Genomic DNA, 26,581 nt, shown 5'->3' on the forward strand with positions numbered 1-26,581 from the left:
GAGGTTTCAGCTGTTCCATTCCCCGCGATAAGTCCTTTTTACATACCGGTTGGCGGCGTCAAAATTGGTGATGCGCATGGCCTCGCCGTCCCACAACAGTTTTTTCCTGCCCGGGAATATCGTACCGGTGGATTTTATACCGCCCTCGCTTTCGATGGTGCCTTCTTCGTGATACATATAGCTGCGGATGGCGAGGTTGCCCATGAGCACCATCTCGGTCAGCGGACCGGCCTGGGAGAAGGGGGAGCTGACTGCCTTGGGGTCGCCCTTTTTGCAGGCCTCCACCCATTGGGTCTCATGGCCGTCGGCCCCGCGGGGCACCAGCGGCCGGGTGGGGGACGGAAGGTCCGCTTCTTTCATTCGTCGTGTAGGCAGCAACGTGGGCTTCATCCCCCACATGCCGGTCATGATCTTTCCCTTGCTGCCTTCGAAGATGACGCCGCCGTCCCAGTCGCCCATCTGCTCGTCCGGCAGCAGCTCATCGGGGCGTCGCGGCAGGATGCCGCCATCGTACCAGATCACCTCCACCGCGGGCAGGTTTATTTTCCAGCCGGCCGGCGCCTTTCTTTCCGGGAACTGCAGGTAGATCACCGAGGAGGGCGGACAGCTGTCCATATGATAATCTTCCTGGAAGAAATCGCTGTATACCGACCCCACGCTGCATTGCACTTCCGTGGGGTACTGCAGCTGCAGGGCGCGGAAGGGCACATCCATGATATGGCAGGCCATGTCGCCGAGGGCGCCGGTGCCATAGTCCCACCAGCCCCGCCAGTTGAAGGGGAGGTAGGCGGAATTATAGTCGCGCTGCGGTGCGGTGCCGAGCCAGAGGTTCCAGTCGAGTTCCGGAGGAACGGCCTGTTTCTCCTTGGGCGTAGGCAGACCCTGGGGCCATACGGGGCGGTTGGTCCAGCAGTGCACGCGGTGCACCGGCCCGATAAGGCCGGCCTGTACCCAGGCTTCCACATTGCGGGTATCGTCCCCGCTGCTGCCCTGGTTGCCCATCTGGGTGACCAGCTTTGGATACCGGGCGGCGGCCCGGGTCAGCTCACGGGCTTCGTAGATGTCGTGGGTCAGCGGCTTCTGGGTATAGACATGCTTGCCGGACTGCATGGCCGCCAGGGTGGCCACAGTATGGGTATGGTCCGGTGTGGCAATGATCACGGCATCGATATTCCGGTGCTCCTTTTCGAGCATCACGCGGAAATCCTTGTAGCGCGGCGCTTTGGGGAATTTTTTAAACATGGCGGCGGCCTGCCGGTCGTCCACATCGCAAAGCGCGGCAATGTTTTCTGCGCCGTTGTTCCAGGCTTTTTGGATATTGTCTTTTCCCTTGCCCCCGCTGCCGATGGCGGCGATGTTCAGCTTGTCGCTGGGGGCGGTGTAGCCGCGGCCGAGGACGTGGCGTGGCACGATGTAAAAACCGGCCGCAGCAAGGGAGGCGTTCCGGATAAATGTTCTTCTGGGAAGCGTTTGCGGATCAGGAGGAGTCATGGTAAGACGTTTTGGCACGCAAAAGATAATAAAAAAAGGTGAAGGGATATCCTTCACCTTTTTTGTTTTTGGCCGGGAGCGATCAGAACTTCAGTTCTGGCCAGCCCTGGCGGTAGGTGCGTTTCACATACTCGTTGGCCGGATCGAAGTTGGTCACCTTCATGTCGTCGCCGTTCCATTGCAGGGTGATACCGCGTCCGGGATAACTGGTCTTGTCTCCTTTCTTTTCCTGGTAGTTGAAGCTGCGGATGGCGAGGTTGCCCATGAGAATGCTTTCGGTCAGCGGTACGGCATATCCGATAAAGGGAGAGTCCACCATCTTGCTGCCTTTTTCGTAGCCGGCGATACAGGCGTCCACCCACTGTTTGTAATGGCCTTCCGCTCCGCCCGGTACACGGGGGTATTTCTTGGGTACGTTGGCCTTCTTGGAGGTCGGCAGCAGCGTCTGGTCCTGTCCGTATACGCCGCACATCATCTTTCCTTTGGTGCCTTCGAAGATCACGCCGTTGCCCTTATCGCCTTTGCCGCCCATGATCTCATTGGGGCCCAGCTCTTCAGGACGCTCGGGCTGTATGCCGCCGTCCATCCAGTTGAGCTTGATGGTATTGCCGTTCTTGCCCTTGTATTTGAAATGGATGGAAGAGGCTACGGGGCCGCTGTCCGGCAGGTAGGCCTGGCTGAAGTTGCCGTCGTAGACGGTGGCTACGCTGCACTGTACCTCGTAGGGGAAGCCCAGCTCCAGCACCTTGAATACGGGGCCTACGATATGGCAGGCCATGTCGCCAAGGGCGCCGGTGCCATAGTCCCACCAGCCGCGCCAGTTGAACGGCACCACGTTGTCTTCATATTCTTTCTGGGGAGCGGTGCCCAGCCAGAGGTCCCAGTTGAGTCCCTCGGGGACAGACGGGTTCTTGTTGGGCCATTTGATGCCCTGGGGCCATACGGGACGGTTGGTCCAGCAGTGTACGGTATGCACTTCCCCGATGAGGCCGGCTTCGTACCACTCTTTCAGATCGCGCACCCCGTCGTTGGAGGAGCCCTGGTCGCCCATCTGGGTCACTACCTTGTAGCGTTTGGCGGCGTCGCCCAGCATGCGGGATTCCCAGATATCGTGGGTGAGGGGCTTCTGTACGTATACGTGCTTACCCAGCTGCATGGCGTGGAAGGCCACGATAGCATGGTTATGATCGGGTATGCCCACGGAGAGGGCGTCGAAGTTCTTGCTTTCCTTCTCCAGCAGCTCGCGCCAGTCGTGATAATATTTTGCTTTGGGAAAAAGCTTCCGGTTCCCGGCGGCCTGTCTGTCGTCCACATCGCAGAGAAAGGCGATCTCGGCGTTCCCGCTCTTGGCAAAATGACGCTGATCGTCGCCACCCTTTCCTCCCGCACCTACACCGGCGATGAGCAGCTTGTCGCTGGGAGCGATATATCCTCTGCCACCCAGGACGTGACGGGGCACAATGTAAAAACCTGCCGCAGCCAATCCGGCGTTGCGGATAAATTTACGGCGGGAGTCCCCGGTAGATTGGTTTTTGTTTTCTTCCATGTTATGAATTTTAGGACGTTGAAATTAAAAAGAGGGTTTTGCGGAGTGATGGCGAAGGCTCAGCTGTCAAAGGTGAAGAGCTTGTCATGGTCTTCCGCCTTTACGCATACCTCCAGCATTTTTTCATCATAAGCATAGCCGTACTGCTTGAGCACGTCTGCCGGTACGCCGTCCCATACATTGGGGGTATTGCCGGCATAGCCGAGGTCGGCGATGCCGATCTTGCTGCTGAAGAAGCCGGTGGCCGTAAGATTACGCATGAGGTTGAAAAAGTTGACGCCGGCCTGCATTTCGGGCTTTGCCTTTTTGGGCCAGGCGATCTCGTCCACCATTTCCATCTGCTGCTCCTTGCTGCAGCCTGAAAAGCCTTTGCCGTAACGCTTCAGGCATTGCATATCCAGCCAGCGGAGACCGCCGCGCATGGGTGTCTGGTGCGAGGGCATATCCTTGACGATAAACTCGATGAAGTCGGGAACGCCGGCGTCGGTAGCGCTGCCGGACTTGTCATCCTTCGGGATGATGATGTCTGCGAGTACGGCGATGGTTTTCATCTCGCCGTCGGTGAAGAACTTCTCCTCCATCATCCCCTGGTCGCGCTTGATCTCTTCGGGCTGCCGCCCCGAGTTTTCTTCCCAGTCTTTATGATTGCCGGCCCATTTGCTGCTGTCGGCCGTGGTTACCATTTTCCCCTTTTCCTGCCCGGTGTTGCAGGCTTCCAGCACGGCGCCGGCGGATACGGAACCGATCAGCAGTGCTTTTAAGGAATCTCTTCTGTTCATCTTGCAAAAACGATTTATGAATGCGGTGAAAAAAAGCTTAGATGTTTCCTTTTTTTAACTGGTCGATCATGTTCTCCGAAGCCCTCCAGGAAAGCGCCAGGATGGTCCAGGTAGGATTTTTGTCGGCCTGTGATACAAAGGGTCCGCCGTCCACCACAAAGAGGTTTTTACAATCATGCGCCTGGTTGAACTTGTTCACCGCGGACCTTTTGGGATCGTCGCCCATGCGCACGGTGCCCACTTCGTGGATGATACGTCCCGGGGCCTCGAGGCCGTACTTGCTTTCGGGGCCGGGCTTTGTGCCGGTGGGGATGCCGCCCATGGCATGGATGATCTCCTCAAAGGTATCCTGCATATGCTTGGCCTGCTTGATCTCATGATCGCTCCAGGTATAATTAAAGCGGAGAACGGGGATGCCGTATTTATCCACCACGTTGGGGTCGATCTCGCAATAGTTATCTTCGCGGGCGATGCACTCGCCGCGGCCGGCCATGCCGAAACCGGCGCCGTAGAAATAACGGTAGTCGTCTTTGAGAGACGCCCCGTAGCCGCCGGCTTCCTTTTTCTTTCCGTCGCGGGCGGGGAAGCGTCCGTTCATGTTTTCCATGCCGAAGCCGAAGCCGTAACCCGGCATGCCCATGCCGCCTCCGTATTCGATATGATAGCCGCGGGGGAAGTCCAGCTTTTTGTTGTCCAGCCACCAGGGGGTATAGAGGTGCATACCGCCTACGCCGTCTTCGTTATAACGCTTGCGGCCGAAGAGCTGGGGCAGTATGGCGCCGCGGGATGCCCCGGTGGAGTCGTGCAGGTATTTGCCCACCACGTTGCTGGAGTTGGCCAGTCCGTTGGGATGCTGGGCCGATTTGGAGTTGAGCAGCAGCCGGGCCGATTCGCAGGCGCTGGCCGCCAGCACTACCGTTTTGGCGCGCACTTCATATTCCTGCATATCGTCTTTGTGCACATAGGAAACGCCGGTTGCCTGTCCGTTCCGGTCGGTAAGCACTTCGCGGGCCATGGCATTGGTGAAGACGTCCACGTTGCCGGTTTTGAGCGCGGGTTTTACCAGTACCGAAGAGGAAGAAAAATCCGCATAGATCTGACAGCTGCGGTTGCATTGCGAGCAATAGAAGCAGGACTTGCGGTCGTTGATAGGACGGGTCAGCATGGACAGGCGGCTGTGGATCACCTTTACCCCTACCTTCTCAGCGCCTCTTTTCATCATCAACTCATGCAGGCGCGGTTTGGGCGGAGGCAGGAAATGGCCGTCCGGCTCGTTTTCGATTCCTTCGCGCGTGCCGAATACGCCGATGAGCTTGTCTACCTTATCATAATAAGGCGCTACATCCTCATAGCCGATGGGCCAGTTTTCGCCCAGTCCGTCCACATCTTTATGCTTGAAATCGCGGGGACCGAAACGGAGCGAGATACGGCCCCAGTGGTTGGTTCGTCCGCCGATCATGCGCGATCGGAACCAGTCGAATTCGGTACCATTTTTGTGCGTATAGGGTTCGCCGTCGATCTGCCAGCCGCCCCAGGCTGCATCGAAGTCGCCGAAGGGTCTTGTGGTGCCGGCGCCGCGACGGGGAGATTCATAAGGCCACTTTAGCTGGGTGCGTATCTTGGGATCCGCCGGGTCAAACATGGGACCTGCTTCCAGTAAGGCAATCTTAAGCCCCGCCTTCGACAGTATGTAAGCGGCCATGCCTCCTCCGGCACCGGAGCCTACGATACAGACGTCGTATACTTTGGGGGACTTTTTAATCTGAAATTCCGCCATAATATTTTAACCTGTTTAATGGATGTTGTATAAGAACAGCGCCCAATTTAAACATTTTGTTTAAACTATGTGGAAAAAACTGACCGCCCGCCTAAAAAATTTACCTCCGCCCCATTTTTTTCTCGATGGTTTTCCCGATCCACCAGAGGGAGGCCGCCAGTACCGCAAAAAAGATACCCTTGTGGGTATGATCCCAGAAGTATTCGAAATAGCGGGTATAGAGGTTTAGGAGCATAAACACGATGCCGGTATCGCGCAGCAGCTGGTCATGCCGGCGGATGCCCAGCCAGATCACCCCGACGATCAGTAGGGTAAACAGGATGTCCCAATAAATAAAGCGGGACTGATGCAGGGCCTGCCATGCTTCCCAGGTGGCCGTATTGCCAAAGATCGAGATCAGCCACGCCGCCAGCAGCAGGAGGAGCCAGCTGCCGTACCAGGACAGCGCCTGCGTATACTCCAGGGAACGGTAGCGCCGGGTAACACCGGTGGCCAGCAGCAGCAGGGCGCTCAGCAGAAAAAGCCGGCAGGGCAGGTTCAGACCGGTCTGGGGGCCGAACAGAAAGGAGGCTTCCTTGAGGATGCCGGTGACGAGCGCCAGCAGGGCTACAGCCCAGAGCAGCAGCGAACGCTGCCAGCGTGAAATAGCGCCAAAGATGAGAGCGGCAAAGAGAAAAAACAACCCCTCCTGCCCGTGCAGGTAATCCAGGCTTTTTCCCAGATAGACGATGCTTACGCTGATGGTCAGAAAGGGGAGCAGCCAGAAAGCTTCCCCGCTGAAGGACCGGGATGCTCCCGTACCGGTCTGCGGATGTTTCCGGTAATGCCGTATGCAAAGCAGGGCGGACAGGGCTGCAAAAAGGGCGGCGATGCTGCCGTCGGCCAGGGCAAATCTTTTACGGAGCACCTCGATCCACTTTTCATCCAGCACCAGGGCGCCGAAAGCCATGAGGGCGCAGGATACAGCGGCGATAAAAAAGTACAGGGTGATCAGCCGCCAGTTGGTGCCTTTTATCCGGATGGATTGCCTGAGGGCCGCCGCCTGTTCCGCACTGATCTGCTGCTGTTCCTGCCAGGACGCTATGGCCTGAAGCAACAGCCGGGCTTCTTTTTTATCTACTTCCGGCATAGGATAAAGCGGCGGCAATGACCCCTCCGGTCACTGCCGGTTTAATTGTTCAGCAACAGCGGCATCACGAGCATCAGCAGCTCCTCGTTCTCTTCTTTTTCCACCGGCTTTATGATGCCGGCTTTGGTGGGTGTGGAAAGCTCCATCACCACCTCCTCGCCCTCGGCGGCGTTCATCATCTCGATCAGGAAACGCGCGTTGAAGGCGATCTGCATGTCTTCGCCGGTATACTGGCAACGCATCCGCTCTGCTCCTTCGAAAGAGAAATCCACGTCCTGCGCGCTCAGCTGCAGCTCGCTGCCGGTAATAGACAGGGCGACCTGGTTGGTGCTTTTGTTGGAAAAAACGCTTACCCGGCGCAGGGCATTCTGAAAGTCCTGCTTGTTCAGCGTCAGCTGGTAGGGGTTATCGGCCGGGATCACCACCTTATAGTCGGGGAAGCGTGCGTCGATCAGGCGGCAGATCAGCTGGGTATGGCTGTGGGTCACAAAAAGGTGATTGGCGCTGTACGACAGCTGCAGCTCGCTTTCATCGTCGGGCAAGGCGCCTTTTAAAAGGTTCAGCGGCTTTCTGGGCACGATAAAGCTGTCCGCCTTCGGGCACTTTACATCCTTGCGGGTGTATTTGACCAGGCGGTGGGCGTCGGTGGAGACAAAGGTCAGCTGCTTGCCGAGCTCGAAGCATACCCCCGTCATGGCCGGCCGCAGATCGTCGTTGCTCACGGCGGGCAGCGTTTTCTGAATGGCCGTCACAAGGGCGTCGGCGCTGAGGGTAAACGAGGTAGCCTCGTCAGCCACGGGTTCTTTGGGGAAGTTGGAAGGGTCTTCACCCATCACCTTGTATTTTCCGTTGTCCGAGGTGATGTCCACGGCAAAGGAGTCCTTATTGATATTAAAGGTAAGCGGCTGGTCGGGATTGTTTTTGAGATAGTCCAGCAGAATGCGCGCCGGTATGCAGATCCGGCCGTTTTCTTTGGCTTCTACCTCTACCGAAACCTTCATCACCGTTTCCAGATCGGTGGCCGTGATCGTCAGCACCTGCTTGTCGATCTGGAAAAGAAAATCCTCCAGTATCGGCAATACGGTATTGGCGCTGATTACGCCGCTGATATGCTGGAGCTGCCTGAGCAAGGTAGAAGAAGAAACGATAAACTTCATAAATACAGGTAGTTTAATACGGCCCTTTCCGGCGGACGGGCGATGGAAACAAAGATAGCCATATTTACCTTTTGTCAAAATGCCGGTGCTCCATACTTTTCCACAATGTACCGCCGTCCCGCGGCTATATCACGTTGAACATCCGCATGATATAGGAGAACTGGTAGAGGATGAGCAGCAGCACCAGTATGCCATGGAACCGCTTGCTGGAGCTGGCCATCGCCACGAGGCACAGCGCCACATGCACCACGCTTTTGATCGGGTACTCCGGGCCCAGGCTCTGCAGGTGCGCGCTTCCCTTGAGCAGGGTGTCCACGATGTCCAGCACGAAGGTGAGGGCCAGCCCGCCGAAGAACCATTTCTTACGCGAGTAGAAATAGTCCTCGAACCCGTTGTAGTCCTTGATATCATCAGGGAACAGCAGCGCAGCCAGGCCGAAATAGGTCAGCACAAAACAGATCACGAAGAAATACTTCAGAAAAGTCCAGCGGGAAACATCCATCAGCCGGTGCTCCCACCACCAGAAGTGGATCAGTGTCAGAAAGATGTAGAACCCCCATAACAGGTGCACCCAGTAGGCGCGCTGCCGCCCGGGGTGCTGGATCAGCTTGGCCGCCCCGCGCAGCAGGGTAGCCAGACCAAGGCTCAGGATCATGCCGATCACGACCCGGACATGAGAGAATGTTTCCATCGGTAAAAAGGTTTTCATTTCCGGAGGAAAGCCAAGACGGATTCCGGAAGATTAATATTACAAAAAAAAGTACAGCTGGAAAAACCGGTCGCATGCCGGAGCTGCGGTTCCGGAATGTTGCGGACGAAAATGTTACGGATGAAGGAAATCCCGGCGTGGATTTATTTCCTTATCTTAGGAGGATATTCTACCACTATAATAGCTGCGTATATGCGTTGGAAAGGAAGACGCCAAAGCGACAACGTGGAGGACCGTCGCGGTATCGGCGGCCGGGGCCTCGCGGCCGGCGGCGGCATCGGCATGGTTGTGCTCATCGTGATCGCCCTGCTGATGGGAAAAAACCCCTTGCAGCTGCTGCAACAGATGGACGCCGGCACGGCGCAGCCGGCAGCCACGACCCGGCCGGCCGGGGAGGACGAAGCGGCGGCCTTTGTACGGGTGGTGCTGGCCGACACGGAAGACGTATGGGACAGCCTGTTTCGTCAGATGCACCGTACCTATACCGATCCCGTACTCGTGATGTTCACCGGGTATACGGAATCCGGTTGTGGCAATGCCAACGCAGCGACCGGGCCCTTTTACTGTCCCCAGGACCAGAAAGTGTATATCGATCTTTCCTTTTACCAGGAGCTGAAGGAACGCTTCCGGGTGCAGGGGGACTTTGCCATGGCGTATGTGATCGCTCATGAGGTGGGGCACCATGTCCAGCGCCTGCTGGGCATCGAGCAGCAGATGCGGCAGCAGCAGGAAGGCGCGGATGAGCGCACCGTCAACGCGCTGTCGGTAAAGCTGGAGCTGCAGGCCGATTTCCTGGCGGGCGTATGGGCGCATTACGACCAGAAGATGAAGGATGTTGTGGAGGAAGGCGATATCGAAGAAGCCCTGGATGCGGCCAATGCCATCGGGGACGACAAGCTCCAGATGCAGTCCCAGGGCTATGTGGTTCCCGACGCCTTCACGCACGGCACTTCCGCCCAGCGGATGTACTGGTTCAAAAAAGGATTTGAGACCGGGGATATCCGCCAGGGCAACACCTTTGCGGAAACCGGTATGTAAGTCGCACCCCGCGGGCCAACAGCATTTCACCGGGCCCGGTGCCATAGCACGGCCGCCGGGGATGGGGAGAGCGGCGTCAGGATGGGCATGGATCCAGAAATAAAAAGAAGACTAAATATAGATTTAAAAACAGACAAAAAAAGTTGTTCTGTTAAGAAATTGTTGTATTTTGTTTCTCCATTTAGTCCGGCGCCATCGCTAAAACGATTGGGCCGCGCCGCCGGAAATAGCAGCGGTAAAGATCATTCAGCGTGAATCCCCAGGATAACAAGGTTTGAAAAAAAAGTGAGCGAATTATCCGGGAACATCTATGCAAACGGTTGCACGTGCAATCGTTTGCGGAGCCGGGGCCCGGCGGATGCCGGACGCTGTATCGGAATGCAGTATTATAATTAGGATAGAACAATAATAATGATAAAAAACCTGAACCATCTGACGATAAAGATCTGCGACGTCAGCGATAATCAGTGATACCGGGAGCATGCGGAGCGTGTGTCCGGGCTGTAAAGCCGGACATGGCGGCTCACTCCCGACGGCCGATCGATATGCAACAACTGTACTCCATCCACAGCGCTGCCGGATCAACCCTCCTTCCCCTCCCGGGGCGGGAACATCCCTGCTTTTTTCTGTATTCGCTTTGTATTGCTGCCGGTCCCGCCCGGCTGCGCGAAAATCTTATCGCCGGGAACGTCCGCCTTAACGGACTCCCCCGGCTTCTGACCTTCTTTTCTGGACCATTTAATCAGCTGTATGAAAATTAATTACGCTAACCATTTTACGAACACGCCTGCCCAAAGCATTCTCGTTGTCTTGACGGGGCTACTGCTTTTTCTCCTAACTTACCGGCAGGCGGACGCTGCGGTAACGCTTCGGGCGGCCCGGACGCCTGCGCCGCTGCATCTTCCGGACAAGCGCATCAGCGGACAGGTTACCGACAGCAGCGGAGCGCCCATGCCCGGGGTAACCGTGTCCCTGAAAAACAAGCCGACCGTCGGTACCACCACCGACCTGAACGGCAACTTCGTTTTGGAAGTGCCGGACAACGGTATCCTCATCTTCAGCATGGTCGGCTTCGACAAGCAGGAGGTGCCGGTAGCCGGTAAGGAAGTGATCAACATCAAACTGCAGCCCGCCGCCAACACCCTCGGCGAAACGGTAGTCGTGGCTTTTGGTAAACAAAAGAAAGCCGACGTCGTCGGCGCCGTGACCACCATCGACCCGGCGGAGCTGAAGGTGCCGGCGAGCAATCTCACCACTGCCCTGGCGGGCCGCCTGGCCGGCGTGATCGCCTATCAGCGCAGCGGGGAACCGGGACAGGACAATGCCGAATTCTTTATCCGCGGCGTTACCACCTTCGGGTATAAAAAAGACCCGCTGATCCTGATCGACGGCATCGAGATGAGCACCACCGACCTGGCCCGGCTGCAGCCGGACGATATCGCCAGCTTCTCCATCATGAAAGACGCCACCGCTACCTCGCTGTACGGCAGCCGCGCCGCCAACGGCGTGATCCTGATCAATACCAAGGAGGGGAAGGAAGGAAAGGCATCCATTTCGCTGCGGCTGGAAAATTCCGTATCCATGCCGACGCGCAACGTGGAGCTGGCCGACCCCGTCACCTATATGAAGCTGAACAACGAAGCCGTGCTGACCCGCGACCCGCTGGGTATACTGCCGTACTCGGATCAGAAGATCGACAACACCATTGCCGGTGTCAATCCGTATGTTTATCCGGCCACAGACTGGCGGAAAGCCCTTTTCAAGGACTATACCATGAACCAGCGGGCCAACCTGAACGTAAGCGGGGGCGGCCAGGTGGCGCGGTATTATATCGCCGGATCCTTCAACCAGGACCATGGCGTGCTGCGGGTAGACCCCCGGAATAATTTCAACAGCAACATCGATCTGAAAAGCTATACCCTGCGTTCGAATGTGAACGTGAACCTGACCAAGTATACCGAAGTGATCGTTCGTCTGAGCGGTAGCTTCGACGATTATACCGGTCCCATCAACGAAGGCGCCGATCTCTACAAAAAGGTGATGCGGACCAACCCGGTCTATTTTCCGCCCTCCTATCCCATCGATGCAGATCATGAATATGTAAAGCATATCATGTTCGGCAACTATGACGACGGCAGCGGAGCCTATCTGCTGAATCCCTATGCGGAAATGATCCGCGGGTATAAGAACTATGCCCGGTCCATGATGAGCGCACAGTTCGAAGCCAAGCAGGACCTCTCGTTCCTGACCGAGGGGCTGCATGTACGCGCCCTGCTCAACGTTACCCGCAACACCTTCTTCGATGTGCGGCGGGCCTACCAGCCTTTCTGGTACCAGCCCGGCTCCTACGATAAGCTGAGCAACACCTACAAGCTGGACCTCCTGAATGAGGAGACCGGAACGGAATACCTCGACTACAATCCCGGCGACCGCACCGTAAATTCGAAGTTCTACATGGAGGCCGCCATGGATTATAACCGCACCTTCAAGGACAAGCATACGTTGAGCGGCCTTTTTGTATTCATGGTGCGCAATGAGCTGACGGGAGAAGTGACCGACCTGCAGAGCTCGCTGCCCTTCCGCAACGTAGGGCTGGCCGGCCGCGCCACCTATTCCTACGAAAGCAAGTATTACGCGGAGCTCAACTTCGGCTACAACGGCTCGGAACGTTTTTATAAGACCCATCGCTACGGGTTTTTTCCCTCCATCGGGGGCGCCTGGACGATCTCGAACGAAAAGTTCTGGGAGCCGCTGAAGCATAAGATCACCAACCTGAAGATCCGGGCCACCTACGGGCTCACCGGGAACGACGCCATCGGCGATCCGAAAGACCGCTTCCTGTATCTCTCCAATGTGAACATGAACGACGATGCCCGGCATGCGGTGTTCGGACGGGATAATGCATACAACCGGAATGGCATCTCGCTGTCCCGCTATGCGGACCCCAACATTACCTGGGAGCGCGCGGCAAAGACCAACCTTGGTCTTGAAGTGGGCATCGCCGACCGCTGGGATCTTCAGGCCGATTTTTATAAGGAAAAACGTACCAACATCCTGATGACGCGTACCGCCACGCCGGCCACCATGGGCCTCTCGGCACAGCCCAAAGCCAATGTCGGCGAAGCGGAAGGAAAAGGGGTGGATCTGTCGCTGGACTATAACCAATCCTTTGGCGGCAGCTTCTGGATACAGGCGCGGGCCAACTTCACCTATGCCGCCAGCAAGTTCCTGGTCTACGAGGAACCTTCTTATGACGAGGCCCCCTGGCTGCGGCATGTCAACTATTCGATCAACCAGCAGTGGGGATATATCGCCGAGCGGCTGTTTGTCGACGATGAGGAGGCGCTGAAATCCCCCCGGCAGTTCGGGGAATACGGCGGCGGCGATATCAAGTACTACGATGTGAACGGCGACGGGGAGATCACGATCCTGGACCGGGTGCCCATCGGCTTCCCCACCACTCCGGAGATCACCTACGGATTCGGATTTTCGGTAGGGTACAAGGACTTCGATTTCTCCGCTTTTTTCCAGGGCAGCGGGCGCGAAGCCTTCTGGATCGATCCGGAGGCCACGGCCCCGTTTGTTCCCTATCTGTATGACAATGAAGTCTTACCCGGCAAGCCGGAAAACCAGCTGCTGAAGGCCTATGCGGACGATCACTGGTCTGAGGACAACCGGAACGCCTACGCCCTCTGGCCCAGGCTGAGCGTCACCAACGTGGGTAACGAGAACAACTTTGAAAAAAGCACCTGGTTCATGCGCAACGGCGCTTTCCTTCGGCTGAAACAGGTGGAGATCGGCTATAACCTGCCCATGAATACGGCAAAGCGCTGGTTTATGAAGAACTTCCGGGTGTATGTCAACGGCACTAACCTGCTTTGCTTCAGCAACTTCAAGCTCTGGGATGTGGAAATGGCCGGTAACGGTCTCGGCTATCCGGTGCAGCGGGTTTTCAATGTAGGCATTACCGCATCTTTTTAACGACCGAAGCAGCGATCTGATCGTACTCTTTCACAACGATGAATATCATGAAAAAAAGTATACAGTTATTATCCGCCCTTCTGGTACTCTGCGGGCTCGGCGCCTGTAACAAGTACCTGGATATCATCCCGGATAACATTGCCACCATCGACTATGCCTTCCGGCTGCGCAGCACGGCGGAACGCTACCTGTTCACCTGCTATTCTTACCTGCCCGCGCTAGGCGCCTTCGAGACCAACCCCGCGAATGCCGCCGGGGATGAATTCTGGCTGGTGCCCACCAGCGGGTCCAACGCGTGGAAAATTGCAAGGGGCAACCAGAACAAGGCAAGCTCCTATATGAATTACTGGCAGGGGAATAACGGCGGGAAAGACCTTTACCAGGCCATCCGCGAATGCAATATTTTCCTGGATAATGTGGAGATCGTCCCCGATATGCAGGAAGATGAAAAGGCCCGCTGGACCGCCGAAGCCAAATTCCTGAAAGCCTATTTTCATTTCTGGCTCTTCCGGATGTACGGCCCCATTGCCCTGATCAAGGAAAACATTCCCGTGGATGCGGGCGCCGATAAGGTCTATCCCGTACGTTCCCCGGTAGATACCTGCGTGAACTACATGGTGCAGCTGCTCGATGAAGCGCTGCCCGACCTCCCGGATAAGATCGAGAACGAAGTGTCTGAGCTGGGCCGTGTCACCAAAGCCATCGACCTTTCGCTGAAAGCCCAGATCCTGGTGACCGCCGCCAGCCCGCTGTTCAACGGTAACCCGGATTATACCGGCTACAAGGACCCGGAGGGCAACCTGCTCTTCAGCGCGGCCGCCGATCCGGGGAAATGGGAAAGAGCCGCCGCAGCCTGTAAGGCCGCCGTGGAATACTGCGAAGCCCAGGGCTACCACCTTTACCGGTTTGACCCGGCGTTTTTCCAGCATACCATATCCGATACCACGCGGATAAAGATGAACATCCGCAACGCCATCTGCGAAAAATGGAACCCCGAGGTCATCTGGGGAAACACCAACAGTCTGGCGGGCTCTATCCAGGCTCAGGCCACACCCCGCGGACTGGATCCGACAAAAACCGCCAACGGCGGCACGCAGGGAAATATAGCGCCGCCCCTGAAGATCGCGGAGATGTTTTACAGCAACCACGGCGTGCCCATCACCGAAGACAAGACCTGGAGCTATGCCGACCGTTTCAAATTGAGGAAGGTGACGGCAGAGTATAAATATAACCTCGAAGAAGGATATACCACCGCCTCGCTGAACTTTGACCGCGAGCCCCGGTATTATGCCGATCTGGGTTTTGACGGCAGCATCTGGTACGGACAGGGCCGTTTTGACGATGACGACAACCTCTTTTTCGTTTCGAGCAAAAAAGGACAACCGGCCACGGCGCAGAACCAGGGCTCTTATTCGGTGACCGGCTACTGGCCCAAGAAGCTGGTGAACTTCAACAACGTCATCGGCGACGGTAGTACCTATACGATACAGACCTATCCCTGGCCGATGATGCGGCTGGCCGACCTGTACCTGCTGTATGCCGAAGCGCAGAACGAAGTAAACGGCCCCGGACAGGAAGTATACCGGTATGTGGATTCCATAAGGGCGCGGGCCGGTTTGGAATCCGTGGTGTCCTCCTGGCAGAACTATTCGCGGAACCCCACCAAGTATACGACCAAGGACGGTATGCGGGAGATCATCCACCGGGAACGGCTGATTGAAATGGCCTTTGAAGGTTCGCGGTACTGGGATCTGCTGCGGTGGAAAGAAGCGACAGCGGAGCTGAATAAACCGATCACCGGCTGGGACCTCGATCAGGAAGATGCCGCCGCCTACTACCGGGAACGCGTACTCTTTAACCAGAGCTTCTCCACCCGTAATTATCTGTGGCCGCTTCCCGAAAGCGAGCTGCTCAGCAACAAACGGATGAACCAGAATCCCGGGTGGTAAAAACGGCTGTACAGTGCGGCCTCCCGGAAAAGAGCAGGAGGCCCGCACGACTTGTTATCCTAACCAGTAATTCAAACGAACATGTATAAATATCTTTTACCGGCCTGTCTTCTGCTGCTTGCCGCCTGCGGAAAGAAAGATGAGAAGCTGCCTTTCAACAAAGACGATCACGCTCCCGCGCCGGTGACCAATGTCCGCGTGGAAGCCCTGCCCGGCGGCGCCCGCATCACCTATGACCGGCCCAATGACGAAAACCTGCTCTATGTAAAGGCGGAATACGCGATCCGCGACGACCTGCAAAGAGAGGTAAAGGCTTCGTATTATAAAAACAACCTGATCATCGACGGCCTGCCGGATACCAGCGTCTATGAGATAAGGCTCTATACGGTAAGCCGCGGAGAACATGCTTCCGACCCCGTGATCGTATCCGTGCGGCCCAAGACGCCGCCCGTTATAAAAGTATACAAGACCCTGCGCATGGAGGGCACTTACGGGGGAATACGGGTCTATTTTGAGAACGAATCGGAAGCGGATGTGGTGCTCACCGTGCTGGCCGCGGATTCGATAGGGGATCTGGTACCTGCGGAAACCTATTATACCAAAAGACCGGAAGGGACCTTTGCGGCGCGCGGCTTCAATACCGACAAAAGAAAGTTCGCGGTCTTTGTGCGCGATCGCTGGGACAATCACTCCGATACCCTTTATGCCGATCTTGCCCCGCTGCCCGAAAAGATGCTGGACAAGACGAAGTTCAAGGAAGTGCACCTCGATAAGGATACTTATGCTCAGCATGCGGGCGGCAAATTCACCGCCCTCTGGGACAACAGCTGGAACAACGGAAGCTTCTTTCACACGCCGCCGGGAAGCGGCCTTCCCCAGTGGTTCACCTTCGATCTCGGCGCCAAATACGACCTGAGCCGGTTCAAGTTCTACCATCGCCGCGGAGCCGGACAGGGCGCAACCGACGGGGCGTATACCGGAGCAGATCCCATGGTCTTTGAGATATGGGGCAGCAACGATCCGAACCCCGACGGCACCTGGGACAGCTGGATAAAGCTGGGCGAGTTCCATTCCGTAAAGCCCTCGGGCAGCCCCGAAGGAACGGTCACCAACGAGGATTTCCAGTTTGCCGTGGTCGACGGAGAGGATTTTGATTTTCCGCCCAACACCCCTCCGGTAAGGTATCTGCGCTGGAAAACCCTCAAGGTATGGGGCGCGCTGGACCATCACTACATCTCCGAGCTTACCTTCTGGGGAGATGACGACATTACCAACAACCCATAAACCGCCACACTATGCAACAATATCGTTTAAGAAACATCGGTTGGAAAACAGGCATAACCCTGCTCCTCGCCGGCTTTGCCGCCTGCAGTAAGATGGATACCCCTTATAAGGATTTTATAAAAGGCTCCGTCATTTACATCGGCTCCGCCGATTCCGTGAAGGTGCATCCGGGGAAGAACCGTATCCAATTGTCATGGTTGCTTTCCGATCCCATGGCCACCCATGCCAAAGTATACTGGAACAACCGCAGCGATTCGCTGGAGGTGCCGCTGAAAAGTACCGGCGGTATCGACTCGGTGAATGTCATGCTCAAAGACCTGCCGGAAGGCGCTTATTCCTTTGATATTTATACCTATGACGATAAAGGACATTCATCCGTTAGGGTGAGCGCCGTCGGATATTCCTATGGCGATAACTATATCGGCTCGCTGCTGCCCCGGCCCGTTACCAGCGCAATGTACGAGGCCGGCGATGTAAACATCCTCTGGGGAGGCGCCGATGAAACGGTGGTAAGGAATGAGTTTAGCTACACCGATACCCTGGGTGTGGCCCATCAGGTTTATATCTATCCCGACTCCGCCCATACCCTGCTGAAGGGATATGATTTCGAAGCGCAGCGTACCCTCCAGTACAAGACATTATACCTGCCTGATCCCATGTCGATCGATACCTTTTATACGCCCGGCGAAACGATGGAGGTAACCACCATGGTGGAATATGATAAGTCTGCCTGGACCGCCGAAGCTGTGGACTACGACGTTCCTTCCGGACGGGTGCCGCAGAATACGCTGGATAATAATCCGAAGACGGTATGGCATATGGATAAGACCCACTCCTATCCGCATCATATTACCGTGGATATGAAGACCGTGAACGAGATAAACGGATTGAGCTATATGCAACGCGCGCCGCTGGACGGAGCCGCCAAACAGGTAGAAATAGAGATAAGCACCGATAACGCTTCCTGGGAATCGCTGGGCGTCTTTACCCTGGAGAACAGCGCGGACAAAAAGTTCCTCGAACTGGCCAACGCGGTATCCTGCCGGTATTTCCGGATCACGTTTAACTCAGATTACAAAAACGGGCAGTTCACCGCGATCGCCGAGCTGGGCGCATATAAAAGAGAGTAGCGGGCGGGGCTCAGAGCCCGCCCAGCTGTCCCCCGTCTGCCGGCAGGTTGACGCCGTTGATAAAGGAAGCGGCCGGCGTGCAGAGAAAAGCTACGACGGCCCCGAACTCGCGGGGCTGTCCCAAACGGCCGGCCGGTATCCGGCTGATGGCTTCTTGCATGCGCTCCGCCGAGTAAAGCTCCTTTAGCCGCTCCGTATCATGGCTGCCGGGCAGGACATTGTTGACCGTAATACCGTACGGCCCCAGCTCGGTGGCGAGCGACTTGCCCCAGTTGGCCACCGCTGCACGCACGACGTTGGAAATGCCCAGCCCGGCGATAGGGGCTTTGGTAGAAGTAGAGGTGATGTTGACGATACGTCCGTAAGCGGCCGCTTTCATGGCCGGCACCGCCGCTTGGACAAAAGCCTGAAAGTTGACCAGCTGCATTTCAAAAAAATCGCGGTATTGCTCAGGTGCGGCCGCAAAAGCAGCACCGGGCGGAGGCCCCCCGGTGTTGTTGATGAGGATATGCAGGGGCCGCTCTGCGGCCAGCTGTGCAAAGGCCTTCCGGCAGGCATCACCTTCCGAAAAATCCATCCGCAGGTAACCATGCCGCTGCCCGGCCCCGGTATCCAGCTGCCCCAGCGCAGCTTTCAGCGCGTCTTCGTTCCTTCCGCAGAGGGTTACGGCGGCGCCGAGCAGGGACAGCTCAATGGCCGTAGCCAGCCCGAGACCGCTGCTGCTCCCCCCTACCCACGCATTTTTATTTTTCAGATCAAGATCCATAATGGATGTGTTTGAATGAACATGTCTGTGCAATATACGGCTTATTGCCGCAACGGCTGCTTCCCCGGCTTCGTGTAAAATTGGCATCTGTTTTGCCGAAAAACGCGTACTTTGCCGCATACTAATCCGCCATACGCGGATCACACAGAGCAGGTTAATGCGCGGGATTTATCCCGCTCCTCATGATAATCATAAGTCCTGATGCCGCCCCGGTGTCATCGGGCATTAAAAATAAAAATGTAACCGATGAAATATTATCTCGGCATATTGGGGCTGGCCGCCGTTTTGCTTTCTTCCTGCGTGGCCAACCGGAAATATGTGGACGCAAAGATCCGCCTGAGCGAACTGCGGGGCGACAGCATACGGCTGGCCCGTTCGCTCGCCGACTGTATGGACAAGGCACAGTCCTTACAGGCCGACCTGGGTGATCTGCAGGGTAAGATGAACCTTTCCCAGTCCGAGCTGGCCAAACAACGCAATCAGCTCAGCAGTTCTCAGAAGATGATCGCCGACCAGGAATCCCAGCTGAAGGCCCTGCAGTCCGTCCTGCGGCAGCAAAAGGAAGTTACCGACCGCCTGAGAAAGACGATCGCCGACGCCCTGATGAAATTCAAATCCGATGAGCTGACCGTTTCCATGAAGAACGGAAAGGTCTACGTATCCATGCAGGAAAAGCTGCTGTTCAAATCCGGTAGCGCCACGGTGGATCCCAAGGGAAAAGAAGCGCTGGCGACCGTGGCGCAGGTGCTGAATGCCAACCCGAATATCAATGTGGACATCGAAGGACATACGGACTCCATTCCCATCCGGGGCCGGTTTGAGGACAACTGGGCGCTGAGCCTGGCGCGGGCAGCTTCCATCGTTCGCATACTTACCAATGATTACCAGGTGGACCCGGTCCGCGTGATCGCTTCCGGACACAGCCAGTTCGATCCCGTGGAAACCAATTCCACGCCGGAAGGCAGGGCGCGTAACCGCCGCACCGAGATCATCCTCGCTCCCAATCTGGATGAGCTTTATCAGCTGATCAACCAGCAGCAGGCATCCGACACCGGGGCGGCCGGTATCTGACGCATCCTGTTGCTGCCAATTTTTATCACTATGGGCGGTTTTCTGCGGAAAGGCTTATTCCTTTCAGGAGCAGGGCTGTTGCTGGTCCTGACCCTGCGGGGGCAGCAATGCACCAACATCGGGCAGACGCCGGGATCGGCCTTCCCGGTATGCGGTACCAAGGCCTTTGTGCAGAAAAGCGTACCGCCCTGCGGGGGGCGCGATATACCGGTTCCGGGTTGCTCACGGCAGGGAGCGGACTACCGCGATCTGAACCCCTACTGGTATAAGTTCACCTGCTACAAGGCCGGCCAGCTGCAGCTGACCATCCACCCCAAGGCCAGCGCCACCGACGATTATGACTGGCAGGTATTCGACATTACCGGGCGTAATCCGGAAGACGTATATACCGACCCTTCCCTGGTAGTGGTGGGCAACTGGTCCCAATACCCCGGAGAAACGGGCGCTTCCCTGAGATTTGGCAGCGCCTACATGGAGTGCGCGGGTGAGCATCCGCAGTTCAGCAAGGCGCCTGAGCTGGAGCAGGGGCATACCTACCTGCTGCTGGTCAGCCATTATTCGGGCAGCACACAAAGCGGCTATACGCTGGATTTCATAGGCACCACCGCTGATATCAACGACCCCACCACACCCGCGCTGGGCGATGCGGAGATAAGCTCCTGCGACGGCACAAAGATCACCGTGCAGCTGACCAAAGCGGTAGCCTGCGAGAGTCTCGCCCCCGACGGAAGCGATTTTACGATCAACGGCACCCTGGCAAAGATCAAGGCAGCAGCGGGCAATAACTGCGGCAACGGGTTCGATCTTACCGCAGTGACGCTTACCCTGGACCGGGCGCTGGAAGAAGGCAGCTACACCCTCTCGGTAAAAAAAGGGAGCGACGGCAACACGCTGCTCGACAATTGCGGCAATGCGGTAAAGACGGGAGAGAACACTGCACCTTTTTCTTTCCGGAAGGCGCAGCCCACGCCCATGGGTAAGCCCGGTCCGATCGGCTGCGCCCCGCAGGAACTGCGGCTGACCTTTGCCAAGGGCATCCGCTGCAGCTCCATAGCGGCCAATGGGAGCGACTTCACCGTCAGCGGCGGCGCCCAGCCGGTGACCGTTTCGGGCGCCGCGGGCCTGGATTGCAAGGAGGGTGTCAGCAAAACGGTCGTCGTCAAGCTGAGCAGCCCGATCGTACATGCCGGCACCTATACCGTTACCCTGAAAAGAGGCAGCGACGGCAATACGGTCATCGACGAATGCGGGGAGCAGACCCCGGAGGACAGCCGCTCCTTTACCGCCGCCGATACCGTTTCCGCCGTGTTTACCGTAACGCCGGAACCGGATTGTAATATCACCACCATACGGCTGCACCACCCCGGCGGCAACCAGGTCGACAGCTGGAACTGGACCCTGGGCGATGGCACCCGGAGCACCCGGCAGGATGTCGTGTATACCGATACCACCTTTGATACCCAGCATATACGGCTACAGGTATCCAACGGCGTCTGCAGCGATGTGAGTGATCAGTACGTGCCCATGAATACCGATTACCTGATCCGGGCGGCTTTTGAGGCGCCGGATATCCTATGTCCCGAAGACAAGGCCGCTTTCAAGAATAACAGCATCGGGAATATCAATTCCTGGGCCTGGGACTTCGGCGACGGCGCAAGAAGTGCACTGCGCAGCCCCGAGGACCAGCAATACCCCGTTCCGGTGGTGAAGGAACAACCCTATACCGTTACCCTGCATGTGGAGAACAACCTGGGCTGCTCCGCCGAGGCGCGCCAGACGATCCGCGTGCTGAACAACTGCTATATCGCCGTGCCTTCGGCCTTTACCCCCAACGGCGATGGGATGAACGACTATCTTTATCCCCTGAACGCTTACAAGGCGGATAACCTCGAATTCCGGGTATACAACCGCTACGGGGAGCTGGTTTTTGAGACAAAAGACTGGACCCGTAAATGGGACGGCCGGGTGAAGGGAGTGCCCCAGGGCACCGGCGCCTATGTGTGGATGCTGCAGTTTATCAACCGCGATACCGGGGAGAAGGTTTTCCAGAAAGGGAGCACCCTGCTGATCCGCTAACCCGATTTGCACATTTTTTGTTTATCTTTTGACATGAGTGATAAATTCGGCGCATCCCGGTACAGCAGGACCCAGAATATTTTGTTGTATGTGATCGGCATCCTGACCCTGATACCGCTGGCGCCCTATATAAACCGGTTTGTTCCTACCATGCAGGTGGGTGGCTGGAACCTGGATCTGGCGGTATCGCTGGCGCTGGCCTTTCTTTTTATCTGGCTGCTGTTCTGGGTTTTCCGGCCCCTGATCATCCCCGCCTTCGTGGTGCTTTGCAGCCTGTTGGTCTACAATGCCATTATCGGTAATTATTCCTTTGTGAACGTGGCGCAGGATTACCAGGGCATGGTGCAGCGCAACTGGATCACCCGCGATGAAAAACAGACCGACCTGCTGAGCCTGGCGCCCCACGCCGCGGAGAGCGCGCAGGGCAAGCTTTATGACCAGCTGCGCACAAGGGCGGAATACAAGGATTCGGTGGTGCGCAACTTTGCCGTAAAGCATTCCCTGGACTATTTTGATGAAAGCGTGCCAAAATACGGGCAGAAGGCCCGGCTGCTGTCGCTTTTCCGGTATATCAACGAAAATTTTAAATATGTGTCCGACGCCCGCCGTGATGAATATTTCGCCACCCCCCGGGAGACGATCCTCAACGGCCTGGGCGGCGACTGTGACGATCATTCCCTGCTGATGGCCTCCTGCCTGCGCGCCATCGGCGGCGTCACCCGCATCGTGGTGGTGCGCGGACATGCTTACCCGGAGCTGTATTGCGGGGATAAAAAGGACTTTGAGGACATGAAGTCGGCGATCATCCACCTGTTCCCTGACCCGCCTGTTCCCGCCATCAACTACCACGAGAACAACGGGGAATACTGGATCAATCTTGACTATACCGCCCATTATCCCGGCGGTCCCTATATGAACGACGAGGTGAAGGCGGTGATCGATATTTGATAATCTATCCTATTTTTGCCCGGTAAAAAAGTAAGACACATGTTTAACCTTTTAGGCAAGCTGCAGGAAGCCAAGCAGCAGATGGAAGACGTCAAAAAGCGTATGGAAGGGGTGGAAATTTCCGGTGCGGCCGGCGACGGCGCCGTAAAGGTAACGGTGACGGGTGCACGCCAGGTGACAAACCTGGACATCGCCGGACATCTTCTGGAGCCCGGAAAAAAAGAAGAGCTGGAAGACCTGCTGCTGACGGCCCTCAACCGCGCCCTGAAAGAAGCGGAGGAAGCCTGGGAAAAGGAGATGAAGGGCGTGGCCGGCGGCCTGTTGGGCGGCGGGTTGTTTTAAGGCCGCTTTTTGAGGCTGCAGGCAGCCCTTCACCTTTTCTGCAGCTGCAACATTATTGCAAACAGCTGGCAATTCCCGGAGCGCTGCGCTTTACTGAGCCGCTGTATACACGATCCGCCAGATCCTTCCTTTGGAATCATCCGATACATACAGCGACCCGTCGGGTCCCTGGGCCAGCCCGCAGGGGCGGTGAGCCGCATCACCCGGGTTCTTTAAGGTTTCCACGCCGGTAAAACCGTCGGCAAATACCGTATGGTCGCCCGAGGGCTTTTGGCCGCTGAACGGCACAAATACGACATTATAGCCCCGCTGGGGCAGCGGAGCCCGGTTCCAGGAGCCGTGGAAGGCGATGAAAGCGCCGTTCCGGTACTTTTCGGGAAATTGGGTGCCGGTGTAGAACATCACGGCATTGGGCGCCCAGTGGCCGGGGAAGGCCATGATGGGTTGTTCGTATTTATCGTCGGGCGCCGACTTCTTGCCGTCTCCCCCGTATTCCGGGCAAACCATGAATTTCTTTTGCTGCCAGTCGTAGTACACATAAGGCCAGCCGTAGTTGCCCTGGTCCTTCAGCTGTACAAATTCTTCCGCCGGCAGCTCGGCGCTCTGCTCTTCGGTGTAGTACTGCGGGAAAAGCTGGGCCAGCTGGTCGCGCCCGTGCATGGCGGCATACAGCTCGTGGGCGTTGGTATTATAGGTGAGCGCTACGCAGTTGCGGAGGCCGGTGGAGTAGCGATAGCCTCCGTTTTCCTGGGTTTGACCCGGCTGGTCGGCCTTGAAGCGCCAGATGCCCGCGTGCTGCTCCAGGATCGGGCAGGGCTGCATGCCGGGGGAGCCTTTGGTCCGGTCGTCTTCCTGGCAGGCGTTTGATGGGGCGCCGACATTGACATACAGATTGCCCTTATCATCAAAGGCGATGGATTTGGCCTCGTGCTCATGTTGTACCGGCAGCGATGCGATCAGCTCCGCCCTGGGGTCGGGCAGCAGGGAATCCGGCTGCAGCTTATAACGGACCACCGCGGTATCGGTGCCGAAGTAGAGGTACCCGTTGTGGATGCCGATGCCTGTGCCGTGGCTTTCGCCGAAATACCGCACTACGTCGGCCTTTCCGTCCCCATCGGTATCGCGCAGGGCAGCGATGCCGCCGCCGTGGTTGGGGCTGTTCAGGGCTATATAGACGTCCCCGTTATCCCGGACGACGAGATGGCGGGCCTTTCCGATATTGTCGGCTACGACAATGGCCTTAAAGCCTTCGGGCAGCGTAATACCGCCATTGGTAGAGTCGAATTGCAGGCTGGCGGAATTTTTTTCCTGCTTGTCGCCGGCGGGATTACAGGCCGTCAGCCCGGTAACCGCCAGCAGAATGAAGGCGGCGGAATAACGTATAAGGTTCATGGCAGAAAGCTTTCGTATGCTACGTCGAAAATAACGAAATAAGAGGAGGCGGGAAAAAAAGATTGACGGGTGGCGGCCGGCCCCCTGCCGCTAAAATTGGTATCTTTGTCCTCTAATCCGGAAGTAGTATTGATTGAAAAGAAGAAAATAAGAGAAGGGCGGGAACATGCCGTGCTGGTGGGCCTGATCACGCCGGAGCAGACCGAGGCCCAGGTACAGGAATACCTCGATGAGCTGGCCTTCCTGGCGGAAACGGCGGGGGCCGTGGCCGTGAAGCGGTACATCCAGAAGCTGAGCCATCCGGACAGCCGCACGTTTATCGGCAAGGGCAAGCTGGAGGAGATAAAGACATTCATCACCGGGCGCGATGTTTCCATCGTCATCTTCGACGATGAGCTCAGCGGCTCCCAGATCTCCAATATCGAAAAGGTGCTGGGCATAAAAACGATCGACCGCAGCGACCTTATCCTCGACATCTTTGCCCGCCGGGCAAAAACCGCCCAGGCCCGAACCCAGGTGGAGCTGGCCCAGTACCAGTACCTGCTGCCGCGGCTGAAGGGCATGTGGAAGCACCTGGAGCGCCAGGGCGGCGGCATCGGCACCCGCGGACCGGGGGAAACGGAGATAGAAACCGACCGCCGTATCGTCAACACCAAGATCAGCCTGCTGCGGAAGCGGCTGGAAGAGATCGAAAAGCAGGCCTACACCCAGCGGAAGGACCGGGGCGAGTTCATCCGGGTGGCCCTTGTCGGCTATACCAATGTGGGCAAGTCCACGCTGATGAACCTGCTGAGCAAGAGCGAGGTCTTTGCCGAGAACAAGCTCTTCGCCACGCTGGACACCACTACCCGCAAGGTGGTCTTTAACAATACGCCCTTTCTGCTGAGCGACACGGTGGGCTTTATCCGCAAGCTGCCCCACCACCTGGTGGAAAGCTTCAAATCCACCCTCGACGAGGTACGCGAAAGCGATATCCTGCTGCATGTGGTGGACATCTCCCATCCGCGGCACGAGGAGCAGATATCCGTGGTAAATCGCATCCTGCACGAGCTGGGCGCGGCCGACAAGCCGGTGATCCTGGTCTTCAACAAGATGGACCTGTACGAGCAGCAAACCTTCGATCCCTGGCTGAGCGAGGAGGTCCGGGAGGACCTGCTGGGGCAGCTGAAGACCGAGTGGGCCAACCGCACCGGCGGGGACTGCGTCTTCATCGCCGCTGCGGAAAAGCGGAACGTGGCCGCCCTCCGCGAGCTGGTGCTGGGGAAGGTGGTAGCCCTTTACCGGGAGCGATTCCCCTACAAGACGGAGCATTTTTATTGATGGCTTCTGATCCCTATACCTGGACCCGTATTGCCCCTGCCGGCGCGCCGCTGGCGGAGGAAGGGCAGGTGCTGGAAGTTGCGCTGCCCTCCCGCCGCATCTGCCTGGCCCGTTGGGAGGGCCGGCTCTATGCCTTTGCCCACAAATGTCCGCATGCCGGCGGCTTTTTCTCCGAAGGGCGGCTGGACGCCCGGGGAAACGTGATCTGCCCGGTCCACCGCTATGCCTACAACATCCGCAACGGCTACAACAGCAGCGGGGAGGGCTATCACCTGGTGACCTACCCGGTAGAGCAGCGCGAAGACGGCGTGTACGTGGGCTTCCGTCGTTCCGGGTTCCTGAATATTTTCAAGGGATAGGGCAATATTTTGCCGGATGGAAAAAAACCTTATTTTTGCAATCCGTTTTTAGCGGAGGCCGCCGGCTGGCGCACCGCAGAAAACCGGCCGCCGCTGCGGAAAAGCGGAAAGAAATTCCTCCTTAGCTCAGTTGGTTAGAGCATCTGACTGTTAATCAGAGGGTCGCTGGTTCAAGTCCAGCAGGGGGAGCGTAGAACAGATAAAGGTTTCAGCCGAATTAGCTGAAACCTATTTTTTTGCCTTCCGAGACAATTCCGACAATTTCCTTATAGATATTTCAGTTTTGCCAAAAATGCTGTGTTATTTACCATCTATAACCCTGTACTTTTTGGTGACC

Annotated in this window: 20 protein-coding genes and 1 tRNA gene; 12 read left to right on the plus strand and 9 right to left on the minus strand. The window is 57.0% G+C overall.

Features of this window, described 5'->3' with window-relative positions:
• Positions 1–6: 6 nt before the first annotated feature.
• The 7 genes from ABD851_RS00735 to ABD851_RS00765 form a co-directional block, all read right to left on the minus strand.
• A complete protein-coding gene (locus ABD851_RS00735) occupies positions 7–1,491 on the minus strand; it encodes a Gfo/Idh/MocA family protein (RefSeq protein ID WP_344973749.1) in 1,485 nt (494 codons plus the stop codon).
• 82 nt (positions 1,492–1,573) lie between these two features.
• Positions 1,574–3,037 carry a Gfo/Idh/MocA family protein gene (locus ABD851_RS00740; protein ID WP_344973752.1) on the minus strand — a complete coding sequence of 488 codons (1,464 nt, stop codon included), beginning with the start codon at positions 3,035–3,037 and terminating at the stop codon, positions 1,574–1,576.
• A 59-nt stretch (positions 3,038–3,096) separates the two neighbouring features.
• A complete protein-coding gene (locus ABD851_RS00745; RefSeq protein ID WP_344973755.1) occupies positions 3,097–3,816 on the minus strand; it encodes a gluconate 2-dehydrogenase subunit 3 family protein in 720 nt (239 codons plus the stop codon).
• Positions 3,817–3,853: 37 nt separating this feature from the next.
• A complete protein-coding gene (locus ABD851_RS00750) occupies positions 3,854–5,593 on the minus strand; it encodes a GMC family oxidoreductase (RefSeq protein WP_344973758.1) in 1,740 nt (579 codons plus the stop codon).
• 100 nt (positions 5,594–5,693) lie between these two features.
• A complete protein-coding gene (locus ABD851_RS00755) occupies positions 5,694–6,722 on the minus strand; it encodes a hypothetical protein (RefSeq protein ID WP_344973761.1) in 1,029 nt (342 codons plus the stop codon).
• Between the two features lie 41 nt (positions 6,723–6,763).
• Positions 6,764–7,879 carry a DNA polymerase III subunit beta gene (dnaN, locus tag ABD851_RS00760; protein WP_344973764.1) on the minus strand — a complete coding sequence of 372 codons (1,116 nt, stop codon included), beginning with the start codon at positions 7,877–7,879 and terminating at the stop codon, positions 6,764–6,766.
• A gap of 124 nt (positions 7,880–8,003) precedes the next feature.
• Positions 8,004–8,570 carry a hypothetical protein gene (locus tag ABD851_RS00765; protein ID WP_344973767.1) on the minus strand — a complete coding sequence of 189 codons (567 nt, stop codon included), beginning with the start codon at positions 8,568–8,570 and terminating at the stop codon, positions 8,004–8,006.
• A 210-nt stretch (positions 8,571–8,780) separates the two neighbouring features.
• Here ABD851_RS00765 and ypfJ point away from each other — a divergent pair, with 210 nt between their 5' ends.
• From ypfJ to ABD851_RS00790, 5 genes are all read left to right on the plus strand, one after another.
• A complete protein-coding gene (gene ypfJ / locus ABD851_RS00770) occupies positions 8,781–9,626 on the plus strand; it encodes a KPN_02809 family neutral zinc metallopeptidase (protein WP_344973770.1) in 846 nt (281 codons plus the stop codon).
• Positions 9,627–10,376: 750 nt separating this feature from the next.
• Complete coding sequence (locus ABD851_RS00775; RefSeq protein WP_344973773.1) at positions 10,377–13,607, plus strand: SusC/RagA family TonB-linked outer membrane protein; 3,231 nt, start codon at positions 10,377–10,379, stop codon at positions 13,605–13,607.
• Between the two features lie 47 nt (positions 13,608–13,654).
• The gene (locus tag ABD851_RS00780; RefSeq protein WP_344973776.1) at positions 13,655–15,556 is read left to right on the plus strand and encodes a RagB/SusD family nutrient uptake outer membrane protein; all 1,902 of its coding nucleotides are present in this window, start codon (positions 13,655–13,657) and stop codon (positions 15,554–15,556) included.
• A gap of 81 nt (positions 15,557–15,637) precedes the next feature.
• Positions 15,638–16,840: a DUF5000 domain-containing lipoprotein gene (locus tag ABD851_RS00785; protein WP_344973779.1), complete on the plus strand. Its 1,203-nt coding sequence runs from the start codon at positions 15,638–15,640 to the stop codon at positions 16,838–16,840.
• Positions 16,841–16,851: 11 nt separating this feature from the next.
• Complete coding sequence (locus ABD851_RS00790; RefSeq protein WP_344973782.1) at positions 16,852–17,970, plus strand: DUF4998 domain-containing protein; 1,119 nt, start codon at positions 16,852–16,854, stop codon at positions 17,968–17,970.
• 10 nt (positions 17,971–17,980) lie between these two features.
• Here ABD851_RS00790 and ABD851_RS00795 read toward each other — a convergent pair whose 3' ends face one another.
• On the minus strand, positions 17,981–18,736 hold the full coding sequence (locus ABD851_RS00795) for an SDR family oxidoreductase (RefSeq protein ID WP_344973785.1): 756 nt from the start codon (positions 18,734–18,736) through the stop codon (positions 17,981–17,983).
• Positions 18,737–18,982: 246 nt separating this feature from the next.
• Between ABD851_RS00795 and ABD851_RS00800 the strand changes: the two genes are divergently transcribed.
• From ABD851_RS00800 to ABD851_RS00815, 4 genes are read left to right on the plus strand one after another with little or no spacing between them, the layout of a single operon-like run.
• The gene (locus ABD851_RS00800; protein ID WP_344973788.1) at positions 18,983–19,807 is read left to right on the plus strand and encodes an OmpA family protein; all 825 of its coding nucleotides are present in this window, start codon (positions 18,983–18,985) and stop codon (positions 19,805–19,807) included.
• A 30-nt stretch (positions 19,808–19,837) separates the two neighbouring features.
• Entirely contained in the window at positions 19,838–21,883 is a 2,046-nt protein-coding gene (locus ABD851_RS00805; protein WP_344973791.1) for a T9SS type B sorting domain-containing protein, read from the plus strand.
• A 33-nt stretch (positions 21,884–21,916) separates the two neighbouring features.
• A complete protein-coding gene (locus tag ABD851_RS00810) occupies positions 21,917–22,831 on the plus strand; it encodes a transglutaminase-like domain-containing protein (RefSeq protein ID WP_344973794.1) in 915 nt (304 codons plus the stop codon).
• A gap of 39 nt (positions 22,832–22,870) precedes the next feature.
• On the plus strand, positions 22,871–23,173 hold the full coding sequence (locus ABD851_RS00815; protein WP_344973797.1) for a YbaB/EbfC family nucleoid-associated protein: 303 nt from the start codon (positions 22,871–22,873) through the stop codon (positions 23,171–23,173).
• A gap of 90 nt (positions 23,174–23,263) precedes the next feature.
• Here ABD851_RS00815 and ABD851_RS00820 read toward each other — a convergent pair whose 3' ends face one another.
• On the minus strand, positions 23,264–24,565 hold the full coding sequence (locus ABD851_RS00820) for a PQQ-dependent sugar dehydrogenase (RefSeq protein ID WP_344973800.1): 1,302 nt from the start codon (positions 24,563–24,565) through the stop codon (positions 23,264–23,266).
• A 105-nt stretch (positions 24,566–24,670) separates the two neighbouring features.
• On the opposite strand from ABD851_RS00820, the gene hflX reads away from it, so the two are divergent.
• The 3 genes from hflX (at position 24,671) to ABD851_RS00835 (ending at position 26,433) form a co-directional block, all read left to right on the plus strand.
• Complete coding sequence (hflX, locus tag ABD851_RS00825; protein ID WP_344973803.1) at positions 24,671–25,885, plus strand: GTPase HflX; 1,215 nt, start codon at positions 24,671–24,673, stop codon at positions 25,883–25,885.
• The gene (locus ABD851_RS00830) at positions 25,885–26,244 is read left to right on the plus strand and encodes a Rieske (2Fe-2S) protein (RefSeq protein WP_344973806.1); all 360 of its coding nucleotides are present in this window, start codon (positions 25,885–25,887) and stop codon (positions 26,242–26,244) included. The genes hflX and ABD851_RS00830 overlap by 1 nt, the downstream gene beginning before the upstream one ends.
• Positions 26,245–26,359: 115 nt before the next feature.
• Positions 26,360–26,433: transfer RNA gene (locus ABD851_RS00835), tRNA-Asn, on the plus strand.
• Positions 26,434–26,581 lie beyond the last annotated feature (148 nt).

Source organism: Compostibacter hankyongensis (assembly GCF_039541075.1).
GTDB classification, from domain to species: domain Bacteria; phylum Bacteroidota; class Bacteroidia; order Chitinophagales; family Chitinophagaceae; genus Compostibacter; species Compostibacter hankyongensis.

What these genes read in the sequence shown, in the direction of transcription:
- ABD851_RS00735 (WP_344973749.1), bottom strand. Translation starts at nt 1,491, where the DNA reads ATGACTCCTCCTGATCCGCAAACGCTTCCCAGAAGAACATTTATCCGG.
- ABD851_RS00740 (WP_344973752.1), bottom strand. Translation starts at nt 3,037, where the DNA reads ATGGAAGAAAACAAAAACCAATCTACCGGGGACTCCCGCCGTAAATTT.
- ABD851_RS00745 (WP_344973755.1), bottom strand. Translation starts at nt 3,816, where the DNA reads ATGAACAGAAGAGATTCCTTAAAAGCACTGCTGATCGGTTCCGTATCC.
- ABD851_RS00750 (WP_344973758.1), bottom strand. Translation starts at nt 5,593, where the DNA reads ATGGCGGAATTTCAGATTAAAAAGTCCCCCAAAGTATACGACGTCTGT.
- ABD851_RS00755 (WP_344973761.1), bottom strand. Translation starts at nt 6,722, where the DNA reads ATGCCGGAAGTAGATAAAAAAGAAGCCCGGCTGTTGCTTCAGGCCATA.
- dnaN (WP_344973764.1), bottom strand. Translation starts at nt 7,879, where the DNA reads ATGAAGTTTATCGTTTCTTCTTCTACCTTGCTCAGGCAGCTCCAGCAT.
- ABD851_RS00765 (WP_344973767.1), bottom strand. Translation starts at nt 8,570, where the DNA reads ATGGAAACATTCTCTCATGTCCGGGTCGTGATCGGCATGATCCTGAGC.
- ypfJ (WP_344973770.1), top strand. Translation starts at nt 8,781, where the DNA reads ATGCGTTGGAAAGGAAGACGCCAAAGCGACAACGTGGAGGACCGTCGC.
- ABD851_RS00775 (WP_344973773.1), top strand. Translation starts at nt 10,377, where the DNA reads ATGAAAATTAATTACGCTAACCATTTTACGAACACGCCTGCCCAAAGC.
- ABD851_RS00780 (WP_344973776.1), top strand. Translation starts at nt 13,655, where the DNA reads ATGAAAAAAAGTATACAGTTATTATCCGCCCTTCTGGTACTCTGCGGG.
- ABD851_RS00785 (WP_344973779.1), top strand. Translation starts at nt 15,638, where the DNA reads ATGTATAAATATCTTTTACCGGCCTGTCTTCTGCTGCTTGCCGCCTGC.
- ABD851_RS00790 (WP_344973782.1), top strand. Translation starts at nt 16,852, where the DNA reads ATGCAACAATATCGTTTAAGAAACATCGGTTGGAAAACAGGCATAACC.
- ABD851_RS00795 (WP_344973785.1), bottom strand. Translation starts at nt 18,736, where the DNA reads ATGGATCTTGATCTGAAAAATAAAAATGCGTGGGTAGGGGGGAGCAGC.
- ABD851_RS00800 (WP_344973788.1), top strand. Translation starts at nt 18,983, where the DNA reads ATGAAATATTATCTCGGCATATTGGGGCTGGCCGCCGTTTTGCTTTCT.
- ABD851_RS00805 (WP_344973791.1), top strand. Translation starts at nt 19,838, where the DNA reads ATGGGCGGTTTTCTGCGGAAAGGCTTATTCCTTTCAGGAGCAGGGCTG.
- ABD851_RS00810 (WP_344973794.1), top strand. Translation starts at nt 21,917, where the DNA reads ATGAGTGATAAATTCGGCGCATCCCGGTACAGCAGGACCCAGAATATT.
- ABD851_RS00815 (WP_344973797.1), top strand. Translation starts at nt 22,871, where the DNA reads ATGTTTAACCTTTTAGGCAAGCTGCAGGAAGCCAAGCAGCAGATGGAA.
- ABD851_RS00820 (WP_344973800.1), bottom strand. Translation starts at nt 24,565, where the DNA reads ATGAACCTTATACGTTATTCCGCCGCCTTCATTCTGCTGGCGGTTACC.
- ABD851_RS00830 (WP_344973806.1), top strand. Translation starts at nt 25,885, where the DNA reads ATGGCTTCTGATCCCTATACCTGGACCCGTATTGCCCCTGCCGGCGCG.